The 17,139-nt window shown below is 66.8% G+C and carries 16 protein-coding genes and 1 tRNA gene; 8 read left to right on the top strand and 9 right to left on the bottom strand.

Translation table 11 applies throughout. The annotated features are described in order from the left end of the window. The first annotated feature begins 123 nt into the window (after nucleotides 1-123). The 8 genes from ACQUQ1_RS19570 to ACQUQ1_RS19535 all read left to right on the top strand — a co-directional run bounded on the left by ACQUQ1_RS19570 (nucleotide 124) and on the right by ACQUQ1_RS19535 (nucleotide 10,599). Nucleotides 124-3,360, top strand: a complete 3,237-nt coding sequence (locus tag ACQUQ1_RS19570) for a hypothetical protein (protein ID WP_435065947.1) — start codon at nucleotides 124-126, stop codon at nucleotides 3,358-3,360. Then, the gene (locus ACQUQ1_RS19565) at nucleotides 3,357-5,162 is read left to right on the top strand and encodes a hypothetical protein (RefSeq protein ID WP_435065946.1); all 1,806 of its coding nucleotides are present in this window, start codon (nucleotides 3,357-3,359) and stop codon (nucleotides 5,160-5,162) included. Before ACQUQ1_RS19570 ends, ACQUQ1_RS19565 begins: the two co-directional genes overlap by 4 nt. Further along, complete coding sequence (locus ACQUQ1_RS19560; RefSeq protein WP_435065945.1) at nucleotides 5,162-6,112, top strand: hypothetical protein; 951 nt, start codon at nucleotides 5,162-5,164, stop codon at nucleotides 6,110-6,112. Before ACQUQ1_RS19565 ends, ACQUQ1_RS19560 begins: the two co-directional genes overlap by 1 nt. Then, nucleotides 6,109-7,266, top strand: a complete 1,158-nt coding sequence (locus ACQUQ1_RS19555; RefSeq protein ID WP_435065944.1) for an ATP-binding protein — start codon at nucleotides 6,109-6,111, stop codon at nucleotides 7,264-7,266. The genes ACQUQ1_RS19560 and ACQUQ1_RS19555 overlap by 4 nt, the downstream gene beginning before the upstream one ends. 199 nt (nucleotides 7,267-7,465) lie before the next feature. Further along, nucleotides 7,466-7,801 carry a hypothetical protein gene (locus tag ACQUQ1_RS19550; protein WP_435065943.1) on the top strand — a complete coding sequence of 112 codons (336 nt, stop codon included), beginning with the start codon at nucleotides 7,466-7,468 and terminating at the stop codon, nucleotides 7,799-7,801. Further along, nucleotides 7,798-8,328, top strand: a complete 531-nt coding sequence (locus ACQUQ1_RS19545) for a hypothetical protein (protein ID WP_435065942.1) — start codon at nucleotides 7,798-7,800, stop codon at nucleotides 8,326-8,328. The genes ACQUQ1_RS19550 and ACQUQ1_RS19545 overlap by 4 nt, the downstream gene beginning before the upstream one ends. Further along, nucleotides 8,321-10,189: an ATP-binding protein gene (locus tag ACQUQ1_RS19540; protein ID WP_435065941.1), complete on the top strand. Its 1,869-nt coding sequence runs from the start codon at nucleotides 8,321-8,323 to the stop codon at nucleotides 10,187-10,189. The genes ACQUQ1_RS19545 and ACQUQ1_RS19540 overlap by 8 nt, the downstream gene beginning before the upstream one ends. Further along, nucleotides 10,186-10,599 (top strand): hypothetical protein, encoded by a 414-nt coding sequence (locus ACQUQ1_RS19535; protein ID WP_435065940.1) that lies wholly within the window; start codon nucleotides 10,186-10,188, stop codon nucleotides 10,597-10,599. The genes ACQUQ1_RS19540 and ACQUQ1_RS19535 overlap by 4 nt, the downstream gene beginning before the upstream one ends. 134 nt (nucleotides 10,600-10,733) lie before the next feature. Here ACQUQ1_RS19535 and ACQUQ1_RS19530 read toward each other — a convergent pair whose 3' ends face one another. The 9 genes from ACQUQ1_RS19530 to ACQUQ1_RS19490 form a co-directional block, all read right to left on the bottom strand. After that, nucleotides 10,734-11,222 carry a hypothetical protein gene (locus ACQUQ1_RS19530; RefSeq protein ID WP_435065939.1) on the bottom strand — a complete coding sequence of 163 codons (489 nt, stop codon included), beginning with the start codon at nucleotides 11,220-11,222 and terminating at the stop codon, nucleotides 10,734-10,736. 38 nt (nucleotides 11,223-11,260) lie between these two features. Next, complete coding sequence (locus ACQUQ1_RS19525; protein WP_435065938.1) at nucleotides 11,261-11,491, bottom strand: hypothetical protein; 231 nt, start codon at nucleotides 11,489-11,491, stop codon at nucleotides 11,261-11,263. 291 nt (nucleotides 11,492-11,782) lie between these two features. Continuing rightward, nucleotides 11,783-13,765: a hypothetical protein gene (locus ACQUQ1_RS19520; protein WP_435065937.1), complete on the bottom strand. Its 1,983-nt coding sequence runs from the start codon at nucleotides 13,763-13,765 to the stop codon at nucleotides 11,783-11,785. 127 nt (nucleotides 13,766-13,892) lie between these two features. Continuing rightward, nucleotides 13,893-14,135 (bottom strand): hypothetical protein, encoded by a 243-nt coding sequence (locus ACQUQ1_RS19515; protein ID WP_435065936.1) that lies wholly within the window; start codon nucleotides 14,133-14,135, stop codon nucleotides 13,893-13,895. Continuing rightward, complete coding sequence (locus ACQUQ1_RS19510; protein WP_435065935.1) at nucleotides 14,132-14,740, bottom strand: DUF6884 domain-containing protein; 609 nt, start codon at nucleotides 14,738-14,740, stop codon at nucleotides 14,132-14,134. Before ACQUQ1_RS19510 ends, ACQUQ1_RS19515 begins: the two co-directional genes overlap by 4 nt. Further along, on the bottom strand, nucleotides 14,733-16,214 hold the full coding sequence (locus tag ACQUQ1_RS19505) for a DNA cytosine methyltransferase (protein WP_435065934.1): 1,482 nt from the start codon (nucleotides 16,212-16,214) through the stop codon (nucleotides 14,733-14,735). The genes ACQUQ1_RS19510 and ACQUQ1_RS19505 overlap by 8 nt, the downstream gene beginning before the upstream one ends. Beyond that, nucleotides 16,211-16,528 (bottom strand): hypothetical protein, encoded by a 318-nt coding sequence (locus ACQUQ1_RS19500; RefSeq protein ID WP_435065933.1) that lies wholly within the window; start codon nucleotides 16,526-16,528, stop codon nucleotides 16,211-16,213. Before ACQUQ1_RS19500 ends, ACQUQ1_RS19505 begins: the two co-directional genes overlap by 4 nt. Continuing rightward, nucleotides 16,525-16,785, bottom strand: coding sequence for a DUF7563 family protein (locus tag ACQUQ1_RS19495; protein WP_435065932.1), 261 nt, complete (start codon nucleotides 16,783-16,785; stop codon nucleotides 16,525-16,527). The genes ACQUQ1_RS19500 and ACQUQ1_RS19495 overlap by 4 nt, the downstream gene beginning before the upstream one ends. A gap of 277 nt (nucleotides 16,786-17,062) precedes the next feature. Continuing rightward, nucleotides 17,063-17,134, bottom strand: a tRNA-Ala gene (locus tag ACQUQ1_RS19490). Nucleotides 17,135-17,139: the final 5 nt, after the last annotated feature.

Below are 17,139 nucleotides of genomic sequence, written 5' to 3'. Positions count from 1 at the left end.
CGGCGTCGGCCTCGAGGACGCGGCACTCCCGACCGCGCCAGCGCCGCGGGGTCGGCGTCGAGCGAAGCGCATCGCGACCGCGCATTATGCGCGTGAAGGGTCCGAGAGCGGCTTTTTCAGTACATGAACACAGAGACACTTCAGAAGTTCACGGCGGTGGTGACGGTCCTCCTGATCGTGGTGAGCGGGATGCCGCTGTCACCGGTCGGGACCGCAAGCGCGGCGCCGAGCGGTATGGTGGGACTGCCGGACAGCAACGTGGTCGTCGACGTCCCCGCCGGTTCGGACGTGCCGGACGAGGCGGCCTGGCAGGGCGACGTGATGGCGACGGACTACGCCAGCTCGCTGGAGGTGACGATCACAACGGCGGACAGGGCGGAGTCACTGACGAACGGCACGACGGTCGGCACGGGTGACGACGTGGCGCTGGTGTTGCGCGACGACGTCCACCACCAGGGCCGCCGCGTGGCCCTTCCGCGAGCGGCGGTGAACAACACGCTCGGCTACGTCCCCGAGCGGGTCTACGGGATGCACGAGTCGGGAGAGGAGTGGTCGCGCTCCGTGAAGCGCCAGGGTAACTTCGTGATCTTCGAGGTGCCGCACTTCTCGACGAACACGGTGACGTTCGAGGGCGAGGTGACGATCTCGGACACGCCGGCGTCGAACGGGACGTCGCACACCTACACGATCTCCGACGGCGGGCTCGACGCGGCGTCGGATGTCTCAATCAATCTGACGGGCACAGTCAACAGCGAGCGCGATACTGAGAGTGCGGCCGCGGTCGCTGACGGCGGTACGGTGTCGGTGTCGGTCGCCGGCGACCTCGCCCCGAAGAACGAGACAGTGACGTTCAGCGGAGTCAAGTCCTCGCAGTCGCGGACGGTGTCGGTGACAGGTGTAAGCGACGGATCGACCAAGAGCTACAGCATCGATGGGAACCTCGCGCCGACGGGCGAGTCGGTCACGTTCACCGGCGAGACGACGACGAAATCCGGATCGGCTTCGGGAACGGGAAACGGATCTATCTCGGTCGGCGGGAATCTCGCTCCGTCGAGTGAGTCAATGACGGTCACAGGGGTTCAAAAAACCCTAAATGACGGCAAATCGGGGGAGTTCGACTCGGTGACTCTCAAGTCCTCCGCAACAGTCGAAACGGTCGTAACAATCAATTTCACGGTGACTGATGACGGCGACCAATATAGTGAACCGTGGGAAGTGACATGGGACAATGGTTCCGCAACGGGGAGTGTTGGTGACGGAACCTACGGGAATGTCCCCGGCGGCGGTTCGTTGAATGTTTCGTGGACGGTATCGATTGAACCGGGATCGAAACTGGATTTTTACGTCTCAAATTCGTCTGGCGCTGTTAACCTCGCGTCCGTGGAGGCAACGGTAGACGGAAAAGCTATCTCAGGGACGGTATCGGGACAGTCTGTCGATTGGGGCGTGGTGACGGCGGGCGAGACGGCGACCAAATCGGTGAGTCTGTCGTCCGGGTCGAACAGTATTACCCTCTCAGACCCGACCGATTGGTCGGCCTCGTGGACGGCCCGGACGGCGACGGAGGACCCGTCGGTGGACCTCGACGGCGACGGGACCCCGGAAGCGTCGGTCTCTGGCATCCTCACGGAAGGGCAGACGGCGACCGTCTCGTCGTTCGACGTGCCCAGAGGTTCGCACACGGCGACGACGAACACCAACGCCGGATCTACCGTCAGCTGGGACTTCTCGTTCGATGAGACGTACACCACCGATAGCCCGAGCATCGACGTGGACGGCGACGGGACTGCAGAGGCCAGTTACAGCGGAGTGATCCTGCCCTCGGAAAGCCAAACGGTCGCGATCGACGGCGGGCTCTCGCTATCGACCTCGAGCATCAACGTCTCGGCCACTCGTGGTCCCGTCGACGTGACGGTCGGGTACACCGAGCGGACTGGAACAGCCGATCCTGGTGTGGAGGTGAACGGCGTCTCGAACAGCACCACCGCGACGCTGGCCGACGGCGAGACGACGCAGCTGACGATCAACAAGAGCGCGCTCCAGGAGGGCACGAACACAGTCAACATCACCGTCGGAGATGGGTCGCTCTCGTCGGATGCCCCAGCCCCGCAGGTCAACGTGGAGTATTCGCACGACGCCGTCGACAAGCGATCTGCCACCTACCAGGCGGAGTCGTTCAGCGAACGCTACAACGTCTCGAAGCAGTTCGCCTCCTCGAGGACGGACGCAGCGCTGGTGATCGACCACGTCGGGTCGATCTACGCGATGCGAGACGTGGAGTACCGCATCAACGAGTCGGGTGGGTGGTCGGAGGTCTCGGACTCCAGGTACACGTTCTCCGGCTCCGACTCGTCGACGCTGACCGTCGACCTCGACGCGGTGTACGGCGGGGAGATCCCCGCTGGGACGACATTCGAGATTCGCTCGAACGCGAGCAAGGTCAACCCGCACAACGCGTCGATATCGGTGTCGGCGCCGTCGAAGGTCGGGGAGCGGACGAACGTCACCGTCTCACTTACCGAGTGGAACTCCGACTCCTACTTGGGCGTGACGCTGGCGTCACAGGGGTCGATGATCCATTACGCGAGCGAGGAGACGTGGTCGGGCCCACAGGACTACGCGAAATTCGACTCGCAGGGGCGACAGCGGGTGTTCATGCCGAACGCGAGTTCGGGGCACTCGGCGCGGATCAAGACGATCCCGGTCGAGGTCGCGCCCAGCTCGGGCGAGGTGCTCGTCTCGGTGCCGAACGACGCGAACGCGACGCCGCCGTTCACGATGGAAATCGAGCCGGGGACGGTGTACGGCGACACGGTGTTCTACACCTACCCGGATGCGGGTGATGGGACGGACTGGGTCCTCCAGGACATCACACACGGTCGGACGATCGACAGCGCCGAGGCGAACTCCCCGGTGACCCTCGAGGGCGACGACGACTCGAGGACGATCGAACTCCGGGAGGAGTCATCCGGTGGCTCGACGAGCGACGGTGACGGTGGCTCCGGAACGGGTGGCGTAGGACCGGAAGGCCGCACGGCGCCGGATGAGATCCCGACGGGCGCACTGGTGACGTTGGGCGCCGGCGTCGGCGGTCTCCTGGCGCTCGTGTGGCTGTACCGCCGGCTGGGGTGGCCGATCCGCCAGGAGGAGGGCCGGCTCCCGCTGAACCCGCTGTTCGCCCTTCCGGCTGGGCTGCTCGCTGTGATTGTCTTCGACATCACGTCCGGCGGCCAGCTGTCGGCGGCGGTCGGGTTCGGGGTCCGCGCTGCGGCTCCGCTCGGGGCGACGCTGGGGGTGTTGCTGGCGGCGTACTACGTGTATCGTCGGTTCATCCTCGCCCCGGGGGGTGGTGGCGCATGAAGCGCTCACGGCTTGCACTGGCGGCCGCTATTGTCCTGCTGCTGGGCGCTGCGGCGCCGGCGCTCGGCGCGATCGGGACCGACCCCGCGGCCGCGCCAGCCCAGACGGAGGCGCCGAACGCGACCGAGGTCCGCAGCGAATACGACCTGGCGAAGCTGCAGGACACGGGGAAGATCATCGACACGCGGTACCCGTCGATGCGGAAGGCGGGCCCGTACACGACGTTCTGGCTGAACCGGTACCCGCCATCGGGGATGAACTCGTTCCAGGGCGACAGTGCGACGAAGAAGGGCGTCCCCGCGGACGCGGTCGTTCGGCGGAACCGCATCGAAATGGTGGCGAGCCACCCGTACGACGGCGAGACGCGGACGTACAACCTGACGCTGATCTACTGGCACCCCGACACCCGTGAGGTCCGCGACGAGAACGGGACGATCACCGAGGAGCGGTACGCGAACGTCACCGGCGTCGGGCACCAGCAGGTGACGTTCGAGCAGGGGATGCGTCGCCCCGAGGTAGTCCACCTGAAAGGCCACTACCAGCAGCGCACGAACGTGATGCTGCTGATCCACACAGACGAGGGCACGCTGAAGATCCCGTTCAAACACGAGTCTATCGCGACGGCTCAGCCGGTCAACATCGGCTCGAAGTCGGAGCTGTACTCGTGGGCGATCACGTGGCTGATCGCGCCGTCGATCGCGCTCTCGTGGCTCGTTCAGAAGAAGGCGAAGTCGTTCCGCGAGGCGGCCGACGCGGGGCCGGGCTACCCGGCCGGCGCCCTGATCGGCCTCATGGTGATCGTCTTCGGGGTCATCTTCGCGGGTGCGTACGTGAAGTGGGCGTCGCTGGTGGCGGCCCTGCCGGTCGTGTTCGCGTTCTTCGTCGCCGCCGTGGTCGGGATCAACGAGATCACGCACAAGGGCGGCGACGTCGAGTCGTGGGGGCTGATCCGGATGGACCCGGAGTCGGCGTCGTCGCCGCTGGACGACGGCGAGGCGCTGCTGGACTCCGCTGACATCGAGGTCGACGGGTTCGACGTGATCCAGACCGAGACCGGCCCGGCGCTGTACCACAAGGGCTTCCAGGCGATGTACGCCCGAGCGAAGGGGTACTACGCGCCGCTGACGGTCGAGAACCGCGAGGCGGAGTTCAACGGGATCGGCGAGTACGACAAGGTCATCGTGGTCGCCGAAGGCGACGGGGACCTCGTCGAGTCCGAGCCCGAGCGGGTCGTCTGGACGTGGCCGTGGCGGACCTACCAGCCGCCCGAGGAGATCATGACCGACGAACCCGCGGAGAACCACCCGGACTACGACCCGGCGCTCGACGAGCATCTCCCGCGGCAACTCGGAAAGCCGCAATACGTCCAGATGCTCGGGTTCGTCGGGGTTCCGGCGATCGCGGGCGCAGCGACGCACACGTACGTCGGCTCGGCTATCTGGGGCGTCCTCGCGTGCACGCCGCTCGTGTGGCGGTTCGCGAAGCCGGCCGGCGGGTGGGCGTGGACGGAGGTGGCACCCGGCCAGTCCCGGAAGGCGTTCGTCACGGCGTGGTACGCGTCGGTGAAGATGAAACAGTTCGCCAGCGTGGACGCGATGGCGAAGCAGCTCGTCCAGACGCTCCGGTCGAAGAACGACATGGGCGACTGGATGTCGGCGCTGAACGACGAGGGCCTGATCGAGGGCGCTCACGACGACGACTCCAGCCCGTTCAGCGAGGACATCGTCGAAGCCGTCGACACGACGGAGGGGCCGTCCGTCGGCGAGGCACGCCGCGCAGCGCGCGGGGAGGCTGACGACTGATGTCCTCCGAACCAGAACACACGACGCCGCCCGAGGAGTACGAGGACCTCGGCGACGTCCAGCCGCTCGAGGACGAGCCGGCCGCCGACGAGCCCGAACCGGAGTCGGAACCCGCTGAGACGCGCCTGGATACGACCGTCCTCGACGAGGCCCAGCGCCGCGTCGAGAGCGGCGACCGGCCGGAGCTGAACGTCACGCCAGCGCTGACGAACCTCCACGAGAGCCAACGGGCGTGGCTCCGTCGCTGGCGGACTGAGGGGTTCGGGAGCCGGCGGGAGCTGCTGCTTGCGCTCCACCAGCTGCAGGTCTGGACGCTCGGCCGCGTCCCGTCGGGCTGGTTCAAGCAGGTCGCGACCTCCGACGTACTGCTGACGGTCGCGATCACGGACGAGCGCGAGCGGAGACGCTACCGAGACAACCCGGTCGACCTCAAGGCCGCCGAGTCGGAGCGCGACCTGCTCGCGTCGAAGTACATCCGGCCGCGCGTCCGGAGGGCCTGGCGAGATCTCCGGCCAGCCGCACAGGAAGTGACCAACGAGGAACAGCGAAAGCGCTTCGAGGACCCGGAGAAACAGCCGTTCCCGGCGATGCGGCCGCGGCTGTACCAGCGGTACGTCGACCAGGCGGACGCGACCGTCCGGCTCTTGGACGGGTTCCGGTCCCTCGAACACGTCGAGGTATGGCTCGAAGACCTCGACGAGGCGGGGCTGGGGCTGATCGAGCAGCTCGTCCCCGACCTCGACTGGAAGATCCGCCGCAACGACGTCATCGAGGACATGCTCGTCCACGAGCGGCACGAGTCGAAGTTCGTCGCCGAGCGGGAGCTGTGGGTGGCGAAGTACCTGCTCCCGACGTGGAACGCGGCGATACGCGCTATCGCCCGCGACGCGGACGAGCACGGCGAAGACACCCGAGAGAAGGGGCTCTCCCCACGGGACAAGCAACTATGAGCACGAGCTACGAGGATCCACGCGAGCACGGTATCCCCGACCCGCACCGCGGGACGGCGCAGTTCACGGGCGATTCGCGCCGCCACTCCGATGCGGCGTTCCTCCGCCGCAGGCACGGGATCCCGCGGTTCAACGAGGACGTCTTCGACGAGCCGTCGCTCCTGCCGGCGCTGTTCAACCACACGTGGGACGGCGGTCGCGCCAGACCGAGCGGCGGCGTCGAGGCGTTCGCGACCGGTCCGCCGAACTCCGGCAAGTCGACGCTCGCGCTGCGGAGCGCCGCGGCGACGATGGAACAGAACAACGCCCGTGCGGTCTGGCGGGCGGCCACGGGGTCGCGATCGGAGTGGTTTCCCTTCCACCAAGTCGCGCGGGTCTGTCTCCCGAAGGGGTACGAGGCGAACGCGTACCTCGTCAAGAAGGAACGGGGACGCGACTCGATGGGGATCCCGGTGCGCCTCGAGGACGTCGTCCGGGAGGTCCGGTACTACAGCGACATCATGGACCTGAACCTGAACGTCCTCGGAGACGGCGTGTTCAACGTCGTGTACCCCGATCCGTCGATGCGGGGGTGCCAGTGGGTCTACGAGACGTCCGACAAGCGCTACGAGGGCCTCCAGTACAAGAAGGGGGATCCGGTCGACCACTGGTGGACGGCGTGGGGGGCGTCGCTCGTCGAGCGCGGGCCGTTCCCGTGGACGGACTGGTTCTGCGACGAGATCAAGACCGTCGCCTCGGAGGGCGCCGGGAAGGATCAGTGGGCGACGCTCCAGAAGATCACGTTCCTGGCGGACTGTGTCGAGGACTTCCGGAAAAACGGGATCTCGCTGTTCGCGTACGGTCACAAGGACAAGCACCTCCACAACCTCGTGACGGACCGCGTCCGCTGGCGGATCTGCATGAACGGCACAGCGAACCCGACGAAGGGTTCCAAGAGCAGCTATCCGAAGGGATTCGAGACGGTGCCGATGGAGAAGGAACTGACGACCGGGTTCGACACGGGTGAGGCGCTCGTGTTCACCGAGGAACGGTTCGAGGAGTTCAGCTGGCCGAAGATCTCGAAGCCGGGGAACTTCGATCTGAAGGTGTACCTCGAGGAGTCTTCCCCGGGGGCAACCGCGTCGGCAACGGCCGGGGAGGTGGCGGATGACTGATTGCCTCGACGAGTCGGTCGCGAGCTCGGCGAGAGAGCGAACGAGATCGCCCCGGTCGGCCCTGGGCCAGCACGCCGGAAGACGGCCCACCCCGCCGATTCGCCGCTCGCGCTCGGAACTTTACGCGCGCGCGGTAATCAGAACAAGACGAGAGCACCCCCCCGTGGGCGCGGCCGTTGGAACGGAGGTGGCAGAGTAGATGGATCCGCTCGGATTCGCGTTCGGTTTGCTCGCCGATCTGCTCGGCTGGTTCCTCGCTGAAGCGGGACTCGCGGGTGTGATCTCAGTCGGGGCACTCCTCTCTGGACTCACGTACGCCTGGTGGGGATTCAAACTGAAGACGCTCATCGAGGCCGGCGCTGGGATCGGCGCGACGCTCGCCAAGCACGCACTCGTGTCGACCGTCGCCGTCGTGGCCGCGCTCGTCGCGCTCCTGTGGACCGGGATCGTCCCGGGACTGAACCTCTCGGTGGCGTGGAACCTCCTCGCGGGAGCGTTCGAGTTCGCTACCGGACTGCTGGGGGTGGTCGCGTGAACGTCGTCAGTCGGTGCTCGTCGGTCCTCGACCGAGTCGTTGCGGCCGTCGAGTGGAGCTGTTCGACATGGGCGCGGCGACGCTACACGGCGACCGCTGGCTGGGCACTCGGAGCGACCGTCGCACTGATCAGCCTGATGACCGAGGTGACACTGCCGGTCGTCGGCGTGTGGATACCGGCCTCGCTGTCCGCGTACTACGCTGCTTCGTACGCTGACTCGGCGCGTGAGGCGCTACTGCTCGGGCTTCACATCGGCATCGGTGTCGTGCTCTTGATCGTCGTCACTGCTGGGCCGTTACAATCCTACCCGGCAGGACCGGAGGCGTGGCTACGGACGCCGACTGGCGCAGTTCTGGGGAGTATCATCCTCTCAGGCGCGATGTCGGCGGCGGTCGCGCTCGCCGTCGGCGGCGCGTGGGGCGGCTATAGCATCGTGAAGTCCGTCCACCAACTCCGCTCAGGGCCGACGCCAGAGGAGCGCGTCCTGGGCGAGCAGTACCTCGCGGAGGAGTGGACCGATGAGTAGCGCCGGTGAGTCCGAGCACGAGGAGCGCCGAGAGACGGTCCGGAGCGCCGAGTATGGCCGCGTTCCGGTCTTCGACATCGACGGGATGCACGTCGGGACCGAGACGGACGTGGTCGGCGAGGTCGTGGCCGTCTCCGGCCAGGTGTCGATGCGGTCCGAAACCCGACCGCGACTCGTCGAGGGCGCGTTTCGGTGCGTCCGGTGCTACCAGATAGAGCGCGAGCAGCAGGGATACGGACGCATCCGAGAACCACCGTTCTGCCGCGGATGTGAGACGAAGACGACGCCGTGGCGGAAGCTGGACGGTGAGTCCGACTGGGACGACCACCAGATGATCCAGCTCCAGCCGCCGCCCGAGGACATGGACGGCGACTCGACCACAGTCGACGGCGTCCTCGAGGGTGACCTCGCTCGGGAGGGCGTCGAGTCGGGCGAGCGCGTCACCGTGATCGCCCGGTACAAGCCGTTCAGTCCGGACGGGAAGACGGTCCACAAGCGCCTGCTGGAGGTTCAGGAGGTCCACCGGGAAGACGAGTCGCTCATCGACGTCGAGGCGCACCACGAGCGCATCGACGAGCTGGCCGCGCGGGAGGAAGTCGTCGACCTCTTGGTCGCGTCGACGGCGCCCGGGCACATCGGCGACGAGCACATCAAAGAGGCGCTGCTGTTGATGCTCGTTCGGGGGAACGCGCCGACCTCCAGCAGCGGGAAAGAGTACCGCGGGACGGTCCACATGCTGCTGGCGGGCGACCCTGGGACCGGGAAGACGGACTTCGGTCGCGCGGCTCAGCGGATCGTCCCTAACAGCGGCATGACGTCTGGGAACGGCGGGACGTCGGCGGCCGGCCTCACCGCCGCGATCACGAAGTCGAAGTTCGGCTACTCCGACAGCGAGTGGACGATCTCGGCGGGCGCGCTCCCCGAGACGACCGGCGGCGTGTTGTTCGTGGACGAGATCGACAAGGCCGGCGAGGGGGAGCACGACTCGATGCTGGAGGCGATGGAAGACGGCGAGATCAACCTGCAGAAGGCAGGCGAGAAGGCGACGCTGAAGGCGGAGACGGCGGTGTTGGCAGGCGCGAACCCCGAAGACGGCCACTTCCGCGACGGTGAGACGCCCGCCGCGCAGGTCGACCTGCCGTCGCCGCTGCTGACGCGGTTCGACCTGATCTTCACGCCGCGCGAGAAGACCGAGCGCGAGGACATCGACGAGATCGCCGAGGGCGTCACCGACTCGCGCGACCTGGCGATCCGCGAGGATAACGGCGGCGATGTCCCGGACGACCTCCGGGAGAACGTGGCGCCGCCGATCGACGGAGATGTCCTCGCCGCGTACGTCGAGAGCGCCTCGAGGCTGTCGCCCGAGTACGGCGACGGCGTGAAGCGGTTCCTCCGGAACTGGTACGTCGAGACGAAGGTCCGGCTCGTCCAGGAGGAGCGCGAGTCGGGGCGCGAGATACCGGTGACGCCGCGCTCCCTCGAGGACCTGCTCCGGCTGGCGGAGGCGTCGGCGAAGCTCCGACACGACGAGACGGTGCGGATGCGGGACGCGGAGCGAGCGACGCGGCTAAAAGCGCGCTCGTTCCGGGAGTTCGGCGTGGACTCCGACCCGGTCGAGGTGGAGGCGAGCGACGACGGCGACCTCTCGGTCTCGGGTGAAACGCCGACGGTCGCGCTGCTGGAGATCATCGAGGAGGAGAAGCTGTCGACCGCGGAGTATGGCGCCGACCCGGAGGCGGTACTCGACAGAGCGGCCGCCGAGATCGAGTCGTGCGCACGCTCCGAGCTTGAGGGCATGGTCGACGACCTGATCGACGGGAACGAGGTAAGCGAGACACCAGACGGGAGGCTGGTTGCATGATCCCCGAGGTCGACTGGTGGCTCATCGCTGCGCTACTCAGGCCGACCTGGTACGTGTTCGACGAGTTCCTCCGACCAGGGCTCCCGCTGCGGGCGCGGATCGCGCTCGGCGACGTGGACGTCGACGACCCGTGGTCTATCGAGGAGCTGAAAGCGAGCTACGTCCGCGGTCACATCTCACTTCCAGAACTCGAACGTCGGCTCGATCTCGCCGTCGACGACCGAGTGCCTGAACTCCGGCGCTCGCTCGAGTCCATCGGTCACCTGGGCCCGGAACGGTCGCGGCAGGTGGCGCTGGCAGGCTACCGAAGCGAGTGCCAGCTGCGGGAGGCGTCGCGAGAGGACCTCGAGGAGATCCCCGACATCGGTGAGCAGCTGGCGCCGGCGATCGAGCGGGAGGTCGCGCGGTAGCAAGGACGACCGAGTCTTCTTCTGCGGTGCGGAGGCGGGGTGGTAAGGGGGCCGGGTCAGGCCCCCGCATGCGGGGCGGTCCGAACGCGCCGAAGGCGCGTGAGGTGTTTTCAGCCTGTGAGTTCTTACTCACATTAATGCGATAGTAGAATGTGTTCCTCAATCATCGCCAACCCAATTTTGTAAGCATCATAATGGACCCTCATCGCCAGCCCGATCAGGAGTATGGCCGGCGCTTTCCATGTGGTCATGACCGCATCGTTCCACACTGCTTTGAATTTGAGAAACTGGATCCGTCCTCTGAAAGGCGGCCAGTAAAGGAGCAAGTCAACTGTAACTTTATGCAGAAACGCATAAACACCGATCAGGACCGAGATCACGGTCAAAAACAGGCTGTAACCACCGAAACCCAATAAAGAGAATATGATGCCGATCAATGAGAGCATCATAGTATAGACGTTCCAATTGCTGGAATGGGCCCTCTCAAACCCGTCTTTGGCCTTCGATCGAAGATCTGGCTCAGAAATATCCCAACTGTTGAACAGCGAGCTGTGGCGGTAAATTGCTGATTTCATGTCGTCTCTAAACTTCGCTAAATGCTCCTCACCAACTATGTAGTCCACTACACGGTATGTGATACTAGTATTGAATTCCTCAGATCTCATACCCTGGCTTCCATCGGTTCCACGGGTTTACTGCGAATGTACCGGACCTTCTCAGCACCGCGACCGCCGCGTCGTTTGAGGAACCCGTTCTCCGCTATAACGGTGAGGTGTTGGCGAACTGTCCGCTCACCTGCACCCGTCTCGTCGACGATCTCCTCAACGGTGAACGGCTCCGACCGACGAAGTGCGACGATCCAGATGTGGTCAGTGATACTCGGTTCAGGCATGGTCGTGTTAACGAAGGCCCTCTACTTAGTCGTAATGCATATATCTGCAGAGCGTTGCCAAAATTCGCGCGCCGCCTGCGGCGGTGCGGGGGTATTTTGTTGTCCCCCCGAAGGGGGGTGCCCTTAGGCACACTCCCTAAGGGGTGTTGCCCGCCCGCTGCGAATGCCGGCCCGCCACTCCTGGTGAGCAGGCCGGAAACTATCTGGTAGCGAACAGGAATGGTGTGGTTTCTGTCGCGCGACGGCGGAAAAAGGGGGTGCTGGATAGTGATGCCTCTCACGAGGGCCGCTTCAGCCGGGGATCTCGAACTCGGGGCGCGCGTGCTCCTCGACGTCGATGTTGAAGCCGGCGATCTCGACGGCGGTCTGGATCTGCTCGGCGGACCACGTCGAGCCGGTTCCGATCATCTTCCGGACGCGCTCGACGGCCTCGTACACGTCCTGTCCCTCGAAGGTGCGCGCGAGGCGCTCGACGGCCTCCGAGCGGACCTGCTGAGCGTCGTGCTGCAGCAGCGTATTCGCGTCGGCGACGCGCTCCTGGCCGTGATCATCGTCCCAGCGGACGCGACCCGGGAAGTGGCCGGGTGCGTTCCCCGAGTCCTTCCACGCGCGGAACCCGTCCTGTACGACCTCGGCGGCGTTCACGCCGCTCGTGACGCCCTCGTCGGGATGCGGGAGACACGACCCGAGCTGCAGTTCGGCGCCGTCGTCGGCGACGCGGGCGCCCCACTTCTCGCGCCAGGACTCGAAGGCGTCACCGGAGGGCCGCTCGTACGCATCTGCTTCGAGGATCGACTCGGTGTGACGGAGACCGTGCTCGATGTCGGTGCGGACGCTCGTGACGGTCCGACCGATGATCTCCTCGAACTTCTCGCGGAGGTGCTGCGAGGCGAACGTGATCACGCCCTGCTCGGACTCGACGGCGTCTCCCATCCGCTTGAGCCACCGGTAGACGGTGGTCTCGCTCGTGTCCGACTCCTCGGCGAGGTCGTCGTAGCGAGCGCGGCCGCCGTCGGCGACGAGCTGCTCGGTGAGAGACTCGTCGGCGGCGGTCATGCGCTGGAGCGACCGAACGAGCATCGACTCCTGCGAGCGCTCGATCTGCGGCGTCGGGTCGTCGTGGAGTTCGATCTCTCGCTGGGTCTCCGCCGGCGAGAAGTGCCAGTCCTCGACGAACGTCGACGCGCTGTCGTTCGAGGACCCGAGCGACCCCGGTGCGATCGGGATGCCGGCCCAGGTGAGGATGTTCACGAGCCGTTCTTCGAGCTCGGTGACGAGCTCGTGGCGGCGATCCCACGCGACGGTCTCGGAGTTGATCCGGATGTCCGAGACCTTCCGCTGGAACAGCATCCCGAACTTTCGGTGGTACAGCGGGTCGTCGGGGTCGGAGTGCTCGTGCTCCGGATCGTAACACTTCGCCTGTGTCCCCAGGCCGTGCCCGGGGATCATCGACGAAGCGGCGTCAGCGTGGGAGACGAGGCGATACATCGCCCCGTGAGAATCGCCGGAGTCCCAGAAGTAGGCTCCCTTCGAGGTGTCCTGCGTCGACAGCAGCATCGCGAGCTGGTGGAAGGCGCCGCCCATCCGGGTGAGCTTCTCGGCGATCGACCGCGAGAGGCGGACGTACCGCTCGTGGACGCTGATGTTGCTCGTCGGGAGCGGCCGGGTGAAGTAGTCGCTGTTCCAGTCGTCGTCGAGCGCGTTCGCGAGCGCCTGGCAGGCGCACCGTAACCAGTGCGGGTACTCGTCGAGTTCGAGGTTCGAGCCCTGAATCTCGACGTTGAACCCGGTGTCGGGCTGATCGGGGTGGTCGAACGGCGACGGGATCGGGTTCCCCGTCTCGACGTGCGTCATGCCGTCGTACCGCGGCCGGATGTGGAAGTCGGCTTTGCGCTGGCCCGCGCCGTCGACGTGGATCCGCGGCTCCCACATGGAGCGGTCCTGAGAAAGCCCGAAGTCGGGACGCGGCGCGATCTTGCCCGCGTAGTCGCCGTCGTCGTCGGTCCCGTAGTACAGCGAGATTTCGACCTGCTCGCGGGTGTCGTCGTCGGCCGGGTCGGCCTCGGAGACGGGATGTGGGTCGACGCTGTCGAGCCACGGGAAGCGCGCGTCGAGAGTGGTGCCGCCGTCAAAGGCGCGCATGAAGCCACAGATCGCCCAGTAGGGCGCCATGTTGTCGGCGATCGAGCCCTGGGTCGCGTAGTTCAGGTTGATGCGGGCCTCGTGGGGACACGTCCGGATGATCCCGGCGTCGGGGTTCTGGCGCGTCACCATCGTCAGCGTCCCCGCTGGCCGTCCACGAGCGCCGCACACGAGGTGCAGGCGTCGACACCGCACGGGAGGCGGCGGACGCCTTCGGACGACCCACAGGCGTAGCAGCGGCGCACGTCGGCGTCGGCGCTCACCATTCGGGCACCCCATCAACGCGTGAGAGGCCGTGCGGACGCGCCTCGATCACTTCCGCCTCCGTCCACGTCGACGGGACGCGGTCGACATCGACCGAGCGGACTTCGTGCCGCACATCGGCGCCGACACCGTCGTACGCGGCGACGACGACACGGTGCTCGACGACGGCGCCGCGGAGGTCGTGAGAGGTGTACGGCATCTCGGTCCACTCGGCGATGGTGAGTTCGTCGGCGCTCACTGCCCGTCACCTCGCGTATCCTCCGGGACGTGAAGGCCACAACGCGGGCAGCTGAGCGACGTGTTCGGAACCCGAGCGAGACACTCGGGGCACGTCCATCCCGTCGGCACCGACTTCGTCCCGCCGTCGGTGACGAGCCGTTGCTGCTCGGCAGTCGCAGCGTCGACGCGCTCGCCGAGCCATGACATCTGCTCGCCGATCCCGCCGAGGTCGAGCTGCTCGAACGGGAACGAGACAGCCGGGTCGATCCCGGCATGGAACGTCTCGCGTTCCCGCAGCGGGTCGACGTAGGAGCGGCCGGCGAGGACGACGATCTCGTCGGCCGGGTCGGTGGCGCCGAGCCACTCGATCAGTTCGAGGCCGACCTTGTGCGCCAGCTCGTCGAGCGCGTCGCCGTTGAGGTCGTCGATGTGGGTCTCGTAGGGATCGAGTTCGTCGTCGGGCTCGACGAGCCCGTGCTCGGCCGAGAGGATCGCCCACTCGTCGCCGACGGTCTCGGCATACTCGCGCTTCTTCGCGAAGTACGTCGACGTGTACAGCTCGCGGGCCTCGGAACGCTCGTCGCGCTTCGCGGCGCCGCAGCCGACGAGGACGTACCTAGTCATCGGCTTCCACCTCCTGCTCGCCGAACGTCGCCAGCGACGGCGCGTCGCCAGTCAGCGCCTCGTTCACCAGCGCACGGGCGAGGTTCACCGGCACCGCGTTCCCGATCTGGGCGGTGCGCGACGCCTTCGTGTCGCCGACGAACTCGTAGTCGTCGGGGAACCCCTGTGCGGCGGCGAGTTCACGCGGCTGCAGCATCCGGTACCGGAGGCCGAGCCCGAGCGGCGACAGATCGGGCACGCACAGCGCGTGCCGGTCCTTCGTCGTGACCGTCGGGAGCGGCTCGTCGACGGGGGCTGAGTCGCTGTTGCCGTAGTACTCGACGAGGAACGGCGAGACGAGGTGCCCGTCGTGGTTGCTCGCCGTCACCGTGTGCAGCGGCCGGTCGTCGGCGACGTACGTCGCGTTCGTGTGTAGGCCACCGCGCGGGAGGTTCCGCGGCTTTACGAACGGCTGGGCCTCGATGAAGTGGACGGCGCCCCGCGTCGCGATCGTCGGCACCGGCTCCCGGTCGGCGTCGAGCGCGCGGGCGTTCGACTGCTGGCCCATCACCATCCGGGTACCGCCGTCGGCGGCTGCGGTTCCAGTCGCCGAAACGAGGAACGGCTCGTCGCGGTCGTCGAGCGCGTCGCCGAGATCGTCGACTGGAACGATGTCGTCCTGCAGACGCTCAATGTCCGCCGGCTCCAGATCGGCGACCACGTCGGCGTACTCGGCGAGGCGGTCGTCGCAGTGCTCGCGGATCCCCTCGGCGATCCGCTGCATCGTGTTGTTCGAGAGCGGCCGCGAGCGCGTCCAGATCGACGACCCGCGGTCACTCCAGTCGATGATCTCGGCCGCGGCCCGCCACGGTGCGCGCTCGGAGTCCGGATCCGGGTCCTGAGCGTGCGTCGGGTCGGGGTGGGTAGCGCGACGGTCGCGGCGCGCGACGACGAACAGGCGGCGTCGCGAGGTCGCGTCGCCGTAGTCGGCCGCGTTCAGCACGTCGTGGGCGACCGAGTAGCCGAGCGAGTGGATCACGTCGATCCACGCCTCGAACGTCTCGCCGTTCCGGGTCGGTCGGCCGTCGTCGTCGATCGGCCCCCAGCTACGGAGTTCGGGGACGTTCTCGACGAGGACCGCGTCGGGCCGGGTCTTCTGGATCCAGTCGACGACGTGCCACGGACTCGCCCGGCGCTGCTCGGAGACGGGTTTCCCGCCGCGCGCCGAGGAGAAGTGCGTACACTCGGGCCCGGCGACGAGCAGGTCGACGTCGTCGCCGCCGACGACTGCCGGCGGGTGCAGCTCCTCGACCTTCGCGTTGTGATGCTCGGCCCAGGGGTGGTTCCGCTTGTGGGTCGCGATCGCGTCGTCGTCGTGGTTGACGGCGATCAACCGCACGTCGTACCCGAGCGACTCGCATTCGAGCGCGAGGCCGTGGGAGAACCCACCCGCGCCGCAGAACAGGTCGATCGCGGTGAGGCGCGCGTCGGTCACAGACCGTCACCTCCGTCGGTTCGCGCGGCGTCGTCGACGATCTCGCGCCAACCCTCGATCTCGTCAGCCGGGTCGTGGACGCGTGCGACGACGACCGTCTCGATCTCGCCGTCGTCGGCGACGTCGATCCGTTCGAGGATGTTCTCGCCGGTGTGGTCGTAGTAATGCGAGAACTGGGTGCCGCACCCGCTGCAGACGAGCACGTCGTCGCGCTCGTAGTACAGGTCGCCGTGGCAGTCGTCGTCGGTGCATCCCTGGAAGGCGCCGTCGGAGTAGTTGTCCGCGACGGCGGCCTCGACGACGGGAACGCTCACCGGCCGTCACCTCCGTCAGTTCGCGCGGCGCCGACGCGCCCTCCCTTGTTGAACGCCGGGTCGTCGTCGGGATCGACGTGCGTCTCGACGGTCTTCCCGGCCGCGGACCCGCGGCTGATCCGCGGCATCGAGTCGCAGGCGGGACAGCGGTGAACGTCGCCGTCCTCGTCACCGAAGACGGCGGCGAACCGCTCGGTGACGTGGGCGCCGCAGTGGAGGCAACCCGTATCGGCCCGGTCGGAGTCGAGGCGGATCATGGCCGACACACCCCGTGGTCGAGGGCGGGGCAGCGCTGATCATGCTCGGTGATCTCGCCGCCGCAGAACTCACAGACAAGGACCTCGGTGGTGTCGACGCTCACGCCGACCACCCCGAGCAAACGGCCAATACTTCGGGGACGGCGTGGGGCCAACCCACATCCTGGCGAACTTCACATCCTTCGCGGGTTGTTTCCGCGAGGATGTCACTGAACGATTCTGTGTTAGTGCTGCTCCCGCGAGAAATCGGGGCCTTCGCAACCGACCCGTAGTTGACTGGACTCGCTGGGATTTGAACCCAGGGCCTCTTCCTTGCGAAGGAAGCGATCTACCGCTGATCTACGAGCCCGCATC

Origin of the sequence: Halobaculum sp. EA56, assembly GCF_051195075.1 — an archaeon.
In the GTDB taxonomy this organism is placed as follows: Archaea; Halobacteriota; Halobacteria; order Halobacteriales; family Haloferacaceae; genus Halobaculum.
The sequence above is the reverse complement of the archived record's forward strand: the minus strand, read 5'-3'. Positions and strand labels throughout refer to the sequence as shown.

Bases quoted from the DNA above. Each gene is read 5' to 3' on its own strand.
- ACQUQ1_RS19570 (WP_435065947.1), top strand. From the start codon at position 124: ATGAACACAGAGACACTTCAGAAGTTCACGGCGGTGGTGACGGTCCTC.
- ACQUQ1_RS19565 (WP_435065946.1), top strand. From the start codon at position 3,357: ATGAAGCGCTCACGGCTTGCACTGGCGGCCGCTATTGTCCTGCTGCTG.
- ACQUQ1_RS19560 (WP_435065945.1), top strand. From the start codon at position 5,162: ATGTCCTCCGAACCAGAACACACGACGCCGCCCGAGGAGTACGAGGAC.
- ACQUQ1_RS19555 (WP_435065944.1), top strand. From the start codon at position 6,109: ATGAGCACGAGCTACGAGGATCCACGCGAGCACGGTATCCCCGACCCG.
- ACQUQ1_RS19550 (WP_435065943.1), top strand. From the start codon at position 7,466: ATGGATCCGCTCGGATTCGCGTTCGGTTTGCTCGCCGATCTGCTCGGC.
- ACQUQ1_RS19540 (WP_435065941.1), top strand. From the start codon at position 8,321: ATGAGTAGCGCCGGTGAGTCCGAGCACGAGGAGCGCCGAGAGACGGTC.
- ACQUQ1_RS19535 (WP_435065940.1), top strand. From the start codon at position 10,186: ATGATCCCCGAGGTCGACTGGTGGCTCATCGCTGCGCTACTCAGGCCG.
- ACQUQ1_RS19525 (WP_435065938.1), bottom strand. From the start codon at position 11,491: ATGCCTGAACCGAGTATCACTGACCACATCTGGATCGTCGCACTTCGT.
- ACQUQ1_RS19520 (WP_435065937.1), bottom strand. From the start codon at position 13,765: ATGGTGACGCGCCAGAACCCCGACGCCGGGATCATCCGGACGTGTCCC.
- ACQUQ1_RS19510 (WP_435065935.1), bottom strand. From the start codon at position 14,740: ATGACTAGGTACGTCCTCGTCGGCTGCGGCGCCGCGAAGCGCGACGAG.
- ACQUQ1_RS19495 (WP_435065932.1), bottom strand. From the start codon at position 16,785: ATGATCCGCCTCGACTCCGACCGGGCCGATACGGGTTGCCTCCACTGC.